At 75.3% G+C, this 8523-nt stretch carries 9 protein-coding genes and 1 pseudogene; 7 read left to right on the forward strand and 3 right to left on the reverse strand.

Translation table 11 applies throughout. The annotated features are described in order from the left end of the window. Nucleotides 1-876 (reverse strand): annotated as a pseudogene (locus AB0P35_RS40685) (hypothetical protein); the annotation flags it as partial. Nucleotides 877-924: 48 nt separating this feature from the next. Here AB0P35_RS40685 and AB0P35_RS40690 point away from each other — a divergent pair. Further along, nucleotides 925-1758, forward strand: coding sequence for a hypothetical protein (locus AB0P35_RS40690; RefSeq protein ID WP_363521377.1), 834 nt, complete (start codon nt 925-927; stop codon nt 1756-1758). A gap of 82 nt (nt 1759-1840) precedes the next feature. Here the strand turns inward: AB0P35_RS40690 and AB0P35_RS40695 are convergent, their stop codons facing one another. After that, nucleotides 1841-3205 carry a DUF1015 domain-containing protein gene (locus AB0P35_RS40695; protein WP_363521368.1) on the reverse strand — a complete coding sequence of 455 codons (1365 nt, stop codon included), beginning with the start codon at nt 3203-3205 and terminating at the stop codon, nt 1841-1843. Nucleotides 3206-3456: 251 nt separating this feature from the next. Between AB0P35_RS40695 and AB0P35_RS40700 the strand changes: the two genes are divergently transcribed. After that, nucleotides 3457-3951: a tetratricopeptide repeat protein gene (locus AB0P35_RS40700; RefSeq protein WP_095872625.1), complete on the forward strand. Its 495-nt coding sequence runs from the start codon at nt 3457-3459 to the stop codon at nt 3949-3951. A 59-nt stretch (nt 3952-4010) separates the two neighbouring features. Beyond that, nucleotides 4011-5081, forward strand: a complete 1071-nt coding sequence (locus AB0P35_RS40705; protein ID WP_363521371.1) for an HAD-IIA family hydrolase — start codon at nt 4011-4013, stop codon at nt 5079-5081. 37 nt (nt 5082-5118) lie between these two features. On the opposite strand, the gene AB0P35_RS40710 is transcribed toward AB0P35_RS40705, so the two are convergent. Further along, entirely contained in the window at nt 5119-5466 is a 348-nt protein-coding gene (locus AB0P35_RS40710) for an SCP2 sterol-binding domain-containing protein (RefSeq protein ID WP_095872623.1), read from the reverse strand. Nucleotides 5467-5626: 160 nt separating this feature from the next. Here AB0P35_RS40710 and AB0P35_RS40715 point away from each other — a divergent pair, with 160 nt between their 5' ends. The 4 genes from AB0P35_RS40715 to AB0P35_RS40730 all read left to right on the forward strand — a co-directional run bounded on the left by AB0P35_RS40715 (nt 5627) and on the right by AB0P35_RS40730 (nt 8421). Next, on the forward strand, nt 5627-6409 hold the full coding sequence (locus tag AB0P35_RS40715; protein ID WP_363521373.1) for a histone H1-like repetitive region-containing protein: 783 nt from the start codon (nt 5627-5629) through the stop codon (nt 6407-6409). Then, entirely contained in the window at nt 6402-6557 is a 156-nt protein-coding gene (locus AB0P35_RS40720) for a hypothetical protein (protein WP_179419344.1), read from the forward strand. The genes AB0P35_RS40715 and AB0P35_RS40720 overlap by 8 nt, the downstream gene beginning before the upstream one ends. A 58-nt stretch (nt 6558-6615) precedes the next feature. After that, nucleotides 6616-7422 (forward strand): TlyA family RNA methyltransferase, encoded by an 807-nt coding sequence (locus tag AB0P35_RS40725; protein ID WP_095872621.1) that lies wholly within the window; start codon nt 6616-6618, stop codon nt 7420-7422. A 93-nt stretch (nt 7423-7515) separates the two neighbouring features. After that, nucleotides 7516-8421 carry an NAD kinase gene (locus AB0P35_RS40730; protein ID WP_095872620.1) on the forward strand — a complete coding sequence of 302 codons (906 nt, stop codon included), beginning with the start codon at nt 7516-7518 and terminating at the stop codon, nt 8419-8421. The last annotated feature ends 102 nt before the right edge of the window (nt 8422-8523 follow it).

The raw sequence follows: 8523 nt of genomic DNA on the forward strand, positions 1-8523 counted from the left end.
GACCGTCCGTCCGGTGGTGACCGTCCGCGTCGTGACGACCGTCCGTCGTATGGCGACCGTCCGTCCGGTGGTGGCTACCGCGGTCGCGACGACCGTCCGTCCGGTGGTGACCGTCCGCGTCGTGACGACCGTCCGTCGTATGGCGACCGTCCGTCCGGTGGTGGCTACCGCGGTCGCGACGACCGCCCCTCGTACGGCGACCGTCCGCGTCGCGATGACCGCCCCTCCTACGGGGACCGTGCGCCCGGTGGTGACCGTCCGCGTCGTGACGACCGGCCGTCGTATGGCGACCGTCCGTCCGGTGGTGGCTACCGCGGTCGCGACGACCGCCCCTCGTACGGCGACCGTCCGCGTCGTGACGACCGCCCGTCCTACGGCGACCGTCCGCGTCGCGATGACCGCCCCTCCTACGGGGACCGTGCGCCCGGTGGTGACCGTCCGCGTCGTGACGACCGCCCCTCCTACGGCGACCGTCCCTCTGGTGGTGGCTACCGCGGCCGCGACGACCGCCCGTCCTTCGGAGACCGTGAGCGCCGGGACGACCGTCCGCGCGGTGACTTCCGCCGTGACGAGCGTCCCTCCTACGGCGACCGTCCGCGTCGCGATGACCGTCCGTCGTACGGCGACCGTCCGTCCGGTGGTGGCTACCGCGGCCGCGACGACCGTCCGTCGTACGGGGACCGTCCGCGTCGTGACGACCGCCCCTCCTACGGCGACCGTCCGTCCGGTGGCGGTTACCGCGGCCGCGAGGACCGCGGTGCGCGCGGCGGCCGGCCGTCGTACGGCGACCGCGGGGACCGGGGTGGCCGGTTCGAGGGCCGCCGTGACGACCGCCGGGACTACGACGACCGTCGCGGCACGCAGGAGCCGGTGCATCGGCTGCCGATCCCGGAGGATGTCACCGGGTTCGAGCTGGACGCCGATGTGCGCCAGGACCTGAAGAGCCTGCCGAAGACCCTCGCCGACGACGTCGCCCGCAACCTGGTGATGGTCGCCCGCATGCTCGACAGTGAGCCGGAGGAGGCCTACAACTACTCGCGGGTCGCGCTGCGGCTGGCCTCGCGCGTGGCGAGCGTCCGTGAGGCGGCCGGTTTCGCCTCCTACATGACGCAGCGTTACTCGGAGGCGCTGACGGAGTTCCGCGCCGCCCGCCGGATGACCGGTCGCGCCGACCTGTGGCCGGTGATGGCGGACTGCGAGCGCGGTCTGGGCCGCCCGGAGCGCGCGCTGGCGATGGCCGGCGAGCCCGAGGTGAAGCAGCTGGACAAGGCCGGCCAGGTCGAGATGCGCCTGGTCGCCGCGGGTGCCCGCAGCGACATGGAGCAGTTCGACGCCGCCGTGGTGACGCTGCAGAGCCCCGAGCTGGCGTCCAGCACGGTCCACCCGTGGACCGCCCGCCTGCGGTACGCCTACGCCGAGGCGCTGATCGCGGCCGGCCGCGGCGAGGAGGCCCGCGACTGGTTCGCCAAGGCCGCCGACGCCGACTCGGACGGCGCCACCAACGCCTCCGAGCGGCTGGCCGAGATCGACGGCCTGGAGTTCGTCGACGCGATGGACGAGGAGGAGGCGGAGGAGGCTGCCGAGCAGTCGGAGGCCCCCGCCCGCAAGATCGCCCACGACGAGATCGGCGACGACCGGGTCATCTACGAGGACGAGGAAGACGTCGAGGAGTACTACGACGAGGACGACCTCGAGATCGACGACGTCGACCCGGCCGAGCCCGAGGACGGCGGCGAGGACGCGTCCGAGCGCGCCTGATCCGGCGTCCCGCGAGGGACCGGAGTGACGGAGGGCCCCACCGCAGCAGCGGTGGGGCCCTCCTGCGTTTCCGGGGCCGGCCTCAGCCGAGCGCGAGCGAGCGCAGCACCAGGCCGGTGGCGGGCTTCGGCCCGAAGGAGGTCGACTTTCGGGGCATGGTGACGCCCTGCTCGGCCAGCCGCCGGACCACGCGCTCCTCGACGGGGTGGAGCAGGACGGCGGTGCCGCCGCTGCGGGCGGCCTCCTGCTCGGCGGCGCTCGCGGTGTGCAGGTAGCCGATGTGGTCCGGCGCGTCCGGGACCTGCCAGGTGTGCTCCAGCAGCGTCTCGTGCAGGACGGTCGCGTCCAGCCGGCGCCACTCCTCGGGCCGGTCGGTGCGGACGGTGGCGGCGATCCGCTCCTCGTCCGGCTCGCTGACCAGCCGGTACACCTGGTCGCCGCCGGTCAGCAGGAAGGCGTTGCCGCCGTGCTGCTTGGCCTCGGCGAGGGCCTGCAGGGCCGCCTCCAGCGGGCCGGGCACCTCCTTGACCTGCCAGTGCGGTCCGAGCGCGGCGACGGCGCGGGCGACCGGCAGGCGGTACAGGACGCGGTGGATCGCCCGCACGTTGAGCGGGTAGCGGGCGGTGTCGACGAGCAGCACCAGTCCGCGGTCCCAGGGGCTGCGCGGCAGGTGGCGGTGCTCGCGCTGCAGCCGCAGGTACATCTCCCAGCGGTGGTGGCCGTCGGCGATCAGGGCCCGGCAGGTGGCCAGGTCGCGGGTGACCTCGGCGAAGTCGGCGGGGTCGGTGACCGCCCAGAGCCGGTGGTCGGTGCCGTCGCTGGTCGTGGTGGCCAGCAGCGGTTCGCGGCCGGCCGCGCGCTCGATCACGTCGGCGGCGCCGCCGCTGCCGCGGTAGGTGAGCAGCAGCGGTTCGAGGTTGGCGCGGGTGGTGCGCATCAGGCCGACCCGGTCGGCGACCGGCCGCGGCATCACGTCCTCGTGCGGCAGGACGACGCCGGCCTCGGGCCCGCTGACGGCGAGGGCGCCGATCAGGCCGCGCTGCAGGGTGCCGCCGCCGCTGTCGTGGGTCCGCTGCTCGTAGACGTACAGCGCGGGCACCGGGTCGGCGGCGAGGACGCCCTCCCGCTGCCACTCGGTGAGCAGCCGGGCGGCGTGCCGGTAGCGGGTGTCGCGGTCCGGGCGGTCCCCGGCGTCCTCGGGCTCCGGCCGGGGGAGGATCAGCCGGACCACGTTGTGCGGGTCGGCGGTCTCCAGGTCCAGCCGGCGTCCGGGGTCGACCACGTCGTACGGCGGCGACGTGACCGCGGCGAGGGTACCGACCCGGTCGGGGTCGTACCGCAGGCCGCGGAAGGGGGACAGGGACAGCCCTGCGGTCGCGACGTGCCCGGGGTCGCCGGGGCCGCCCGCCGGAGCCACGGCTCCGCTGTCCGCACTGGGTGAACTCATCGAATCTCCTCGCGTGGAAACCCCTGCCTCCGATCGGGCGGCCGGTGTTCACGTACAGGATCGCAGCAGGGGCGGCGGCGTCCCTCCTGATTCGGTATCGGTGCACGGGGCGCGGGACACCCCGAGGACGTGATCACGCCGGCGGATCGGGGCATGTTCACCGGGTGGGGTGTGTTGGCAGATCGGTGGGAGAGGCCGGCGGGCCCGGTGCCGGGACCGGGGCCGGGCCGCGACCGGGGAGCGAGGACGGCATGAGCGGTGGCCAGGAGCGGGTGGACGGGACCGAGGGCACGGGCGTGCCGGGGGGAGACGTGTACGACTGGTTCCGGCGGGGCGTGCAGCTGCTGGACCAGCGGCACCCGGCGGCGGCGGTGCAGCTGCTGTCGCGGGCGGCGGAGGCGGAGCCGGGTTCGCGGTCGATCCGGGAGGCGCTGGCCCGGGCCCAGTTCGACGCCGGGTCGTACGCGGCGGCGCTGGAGAGCTTCCGGGCCGTGGCGCTGGCCGATCCGTCCGACGACTACGCTCAGTTCGGGTGGGGCGTGGCGGCGGCGCGGCTGGGGGACTTCGAGTCCTCGGCCGTGCACCTCGCGCTGGCGGTGGCCATGCGGCCGGACAACGCGCACTACCGGGCGGCGCTGAGGCAGACCCGAGCGACGCTCGCGGCGCGGTCCGGCGCGTTCGGGCCGCTGCTGCCCGGGGCGCCGGGCTACCTGGCGCCGCCGGAGGACCCCCGCGACGGAGGGTGAGGCGCGGCAACGTCGCCGCGGGTACGAGTGACGACGGACGGAACGAGGACGAGCAGACGATGACGGACACCGCGACCAGCCGGGCCAGTGCAGCGACGACCCCCGGCACGGGCCCGGCCCGGACGGCGCCGGGCGGCTCGGCGCAGCCGCTCACCGAGGCGTACGACACCGCGCTGCTCGACCTGGACGGCGTCGTCTACGCCGGGCCGCACGCGATCGAGCACGCCGTGGACGCGCTGGCCGCCGCCCGGGAGGCCGGGATGCGGCTGGCGTACGTCACCAACAACGCCTCCCGGCCGCCGCGGGTGGTCGCCGAGCACCTGACCGAGCTCGGCGTCCCGGCCGAGGCCGCGGACGTGATCAATTCGGCGCAGGCGGCGGCCCGGCTGGTCGCGGCCAAGGTGCCGGCCGGGTCGAAGGTGCTGGTGTGCGGCGGCGCCGGGCTGGTCGAGGCGCTGGCCGAGCACGGCTTGGTGGCCGTCCGTTCGATGGACGAGCAGCCGGTGGCGGTGGTGCAGGGCTTCGACCCGTCGGTCGGCTGGAAGGACCTGGCGGAGGCCGCGTACGCCGTCGCGGCCGGGCTGCCCTGGGTGGCCTCCAACACCGACCTGACGGTGCCCACCGGCCGTGGCATCGCGCCGGGCAACGGCACCCTGGTGGCGGCGGTGCGCACGGCGACCGGCAAGGAGCCGGAGGTGGCGGGCAAGCCGCTGCCGCCGATGCACCGCGAGACGGTGATCCGCACCGGTGCCCGGCGGCCCCTGGTGGTCGGCGACCGGCTGGACACCGACATCGAGGGCGCCCACAACGGCGGCGTCGACAGCCTGCTGGTGTTCACCGGGGTCACCACGCCCGCGCAGCTGCTCGCCGCGCCGCCCGAGCACCGTCCGACCTACCTGGCCGCCGACCTGCGCGGCCTGCTCATCGGCCAGCCGGAGGTCGCCGCGGCGGACGGCGGGTACCGCTGCGGCGGCTGGACGGCGCGTTCGGCGGACGGCGTGCTGGTGCTGGACGGCACCGGCGACCGCTGGGACGGCCTGCGGGCGCTGTGCGCGGCGGCCTGGACGGCGGCGTCCGCGGACGGTGCCCCTGCCGACGGCCGGAAGGCGTTGGCCGAGCTCGGCTTCTGAGCGGGGGCCGTTGCCGGTCGGGCCGGGTCGGGCCGGGTCAGAGCAGGGTGCGCAGGCGCAGCAGGTCGCGGAAGCCCGCTTCCAGGCGGACGCGGCCGGCGGCCCAGGCGGAGGCGAAGTTGAGGCGGCCGCCGACGAGGGCGACCAGGTCGTCGCCGGTCATGGCGAGCCGGATGTCGGCCTTGGCGGCGGGCCTGCCGGGGGCTTCGGTCACGTCGGTGATCCGGCCGTCGCGGAGGCGGCCGGAGAAGGTCAGGTCGAGGTCGGTGAGGTGGCAGGTCAGCGAGCGGTCCATGGCGGCCGCCTTGCGGACGTCGCCCTCGGAGCCGGCCAGATTGCGGCTGAGCTGCTCCAGTGCCGTCCGGCACTCCTCGATGTCGGCCATCGCCGTCCCGCTTCCGTCGACCGCGGTCGGAGGGCCGGGCGCCGTCCGATCGCCCCCACGCTAACCCAGCCGGAAACCCGGCCGGTCGTGCGGTGCAGCGGTGCGGGGGCGGTACGGGGTAGCGTCGGAGCGGACCCGGGCAAGCGGAGGAGGCGTTCGGATGCTGCGTGATGCGGTGCGGGGCGTGGTGGTGGTCGCGGCGGGGATCGCGGAGGAGGCGGGCCGCCGGGTGGTGGGGGCGGCGTCCGACCTGTTGGAGCGCAGCGGCGTGGACGTCGCGGCGGTGGAGAAGCGGGTCGGCGAACAGCTGCCGCCCTCGGTGAAGTCGCTGCAGATATTGGCGACGGAGGCGGTCACGGTCGGCCGGGCCGGTGTCGATCTCGCCGTCGGTGTGGCCCGCGGCGAGGTGGAGCGGGTCTTCGAGCGGGTCGGCGACCAGATGGTGAAGGTCGGCGTCGTGCTGAGCTACCTGGAGGGCAAGCTCCGCTCGGTCGACGAGGAGGAGCCGCCGGCGCCGCGGGCGGGCGCGAAGCCCGCGAACCGGGCGGACGGGCTGTTCGACGCCGGGTGGGACGACGACGATGTGCCGGAGCCCGTGCACTTCGCGCCGGACACGGCGCCGGCGACGGCCCCGGACGGCACGGCGGAGCCGGCCGGCACGGCGGAGCCGGACACCGGGACCGAGCCGCAGCGGGAGAAGCCGGCGGCCGCGCGGCCCGCTGCCGCGAAGAAGCCCCCGGCGAAGAAGACCGCGGCACAGCCGTCCGCCGCCAAGAAGGGCGCGGCGAAGAAGACGACCGCGAAGAAGACGACCACCCGCAAGGCGACGGCGAAGCGCACGGTCGCGCAGCCGCCCACGGCGAAGAAGGCGGCGACGAAGAAGACGGTGGTCAAGAAGACGGTGACCCGCCGCCCGGCCCCGAAGGAGGACGGCGGTGCCTGAGTCCGCCCTCACCGGTCACCCGGCCGTGGACGACGCGCTCGACCGGCTGGAGGTCCTGGACGGGGCGGAGACCGAGGCGCACCCCGCGGTGTACGAAGATGTTCACCAGCGGTTGACCGACATTCTGGCCGCCCTCGACGACGAGTGACCGCCCGGCCCGGCTCTGCCGACCGGAGCGGCGTACAGGAGATGGAACAGCAGTGGCAGTGGCACGACGCCGACTCGACGCGGAGCTGGTGCGCCGCAAGCTGGCCCGGTCGCGGGAGCACGCGAGCGAGCTGATCGCGGCGGGCCGGGTGACGGTCGGCGGCAGCACCGCGACCAAGCCGGCGACGCAGGTGGAGACCTCGGCTGCGGTCGTGGTGGCGAAGGACGACAGCGACCCGGACTACGTGTCGCGCGGCGGCCACAAACTGGCGGGGGCGTTCGCCGCGTTCGTGCCGCAGGGCCTGGTGGTCGAGGGGCGGCGGGCGCTGGACGCGGGAGCGTCGACCGGCGGTTTCACCGATGTGCTGCTGCGGGCCGGGGCGGCGCACGTGCTGGCGGTGGACGTCGGCTACGGGCAGCTGGCCTGGTCGCTGCAGAGCGACGACCGGGTGACCGTGATGGACCGCACCAATGTGCGCGAACTCACCGTGGAGGGGATCGGCGGGACACCGGTCGACCTGGTCGTGGGCGACCTGTCGTTCATCTCGCTGGGGCTGGTGCTGCCGGCGCTGGCCGGCTGCTGCGCGCCGGACGCCGACCTGGTGCTGATGGTGAAGCCGCAGTTCGAGATCGGCAAGGAACGGTTGGGCAGCGGCGGCGTGGTGCGCAGCCCGGAGCTGCGGGCGGAGACGATCCGTCAGGTCGCCGGGCAGGCGTGGCAGCTCGGGCTCGGGGTGCGGGCGGTCACCGCCAGCCCGCTTCCCGGGCCGTCCGGCAACGTCGAGTATTTCCTGTGGCTGCGCCGGGACGCGCCGCAGCTGGACCCGGCCGAGGCGGACCGGGCCGTCGCCGAGGGCCCCCGGTAGGGTGCTCGGCGGACGTCCTGCCGCCGCCGCAGCGTGGTGGTGGCCGTACGGATCGAGGACGATCCGGCAGACGTTAGGGAGAGGGCAGCGGGCATGAGCGAGGAACGTACGGTCTTCCTGATCGCGCACACCGGCCGCGAGGCTGCGCTGCGCAGCGTGGAAGGGCTGGTGCACGGCCTGCTGAAGGCGGGGATCAGAATCCGGCTGCTGGCGTCGGAGGCGGTCGGCCTCGATCTGCCGGAGGGTGTCGAGCGGGTGCCGGGCGGGCACGGGGCGGCGGACGGCTGCGAGCTGATCCTCGTCGCGGGCGGCGACGGCACGCTGCTGCGCGGGGCGGAGCTGGCCCGCGAGTCGGGGCTGCCGATGCTCGGGATCAACCTGGGCCGGGTGGGCTTCCTGGCGGAGGCCGAGCGGGACGACCTGGCCGTGGTGGTCGAGCGGGTGGTCGACGCCGACTACGAGGTCGAGGAGCGGATGACGATCGACGTCCTGGTGCGCACCAACGGGGACGTGATCCACGAGGACTGGGCGCTGAACGAGGCGTCGATCGAGAAGGCGGCCCGGGAGCGGATGCTGGAGGTGGTCACCGAGGTCGACGGCCGGCCGGTGTCCAACTTCGGCTGCGACGGGGTGGTGTGCGCGACGCCGACCGGGTCGACCGCGTACGCGTTCTCCGGCGGCGGGCCGGTGGTGTGGCCGGAGGTGGAGGCGCTGCTGATGGTGCCGATCAGCGCCCACGCGCTGTTCGCCCGGCCGCTGGTGACCTCGCCGGAGTCGGTGCTGGCGGTCGAGGTGCAGCAGAAGACGCCGCACGGCGTGCTCTGGCTGGACGGCCGCCGCTCGGTCGAACTCCCGGCCGGGGCACGGGTGGAGGTGCGCCGCGGCAAGACGCCGGTGCGGCTCGCGCGGCTGCACCGGGCGCCGTTCACGGACCGGCTGGTGGCCAAGTTCGCGCTGCCGGTGACGGGTTGGCGCGGTCGGGCGGGCAACCACCACTGATCCGCCGCTGTCCGGTGCGGTGATGGCGGTCCGGGGGGGGGGGGGGGGGCCCCCCCCCCCGGGGGGGGGGGCGGCCCCCGGCGGGGGGGGGGCCCCCGCGGC

Origin of the sequence: Kitasatospora sp. NPDC085879 (assembly GCF_040686255.1) — a bacterium.
Lineage (GTDB): Bacteria > Actinomycetota > Actinomycetes > Streptomycetales > Streptomycetaceae > Kitasatospora.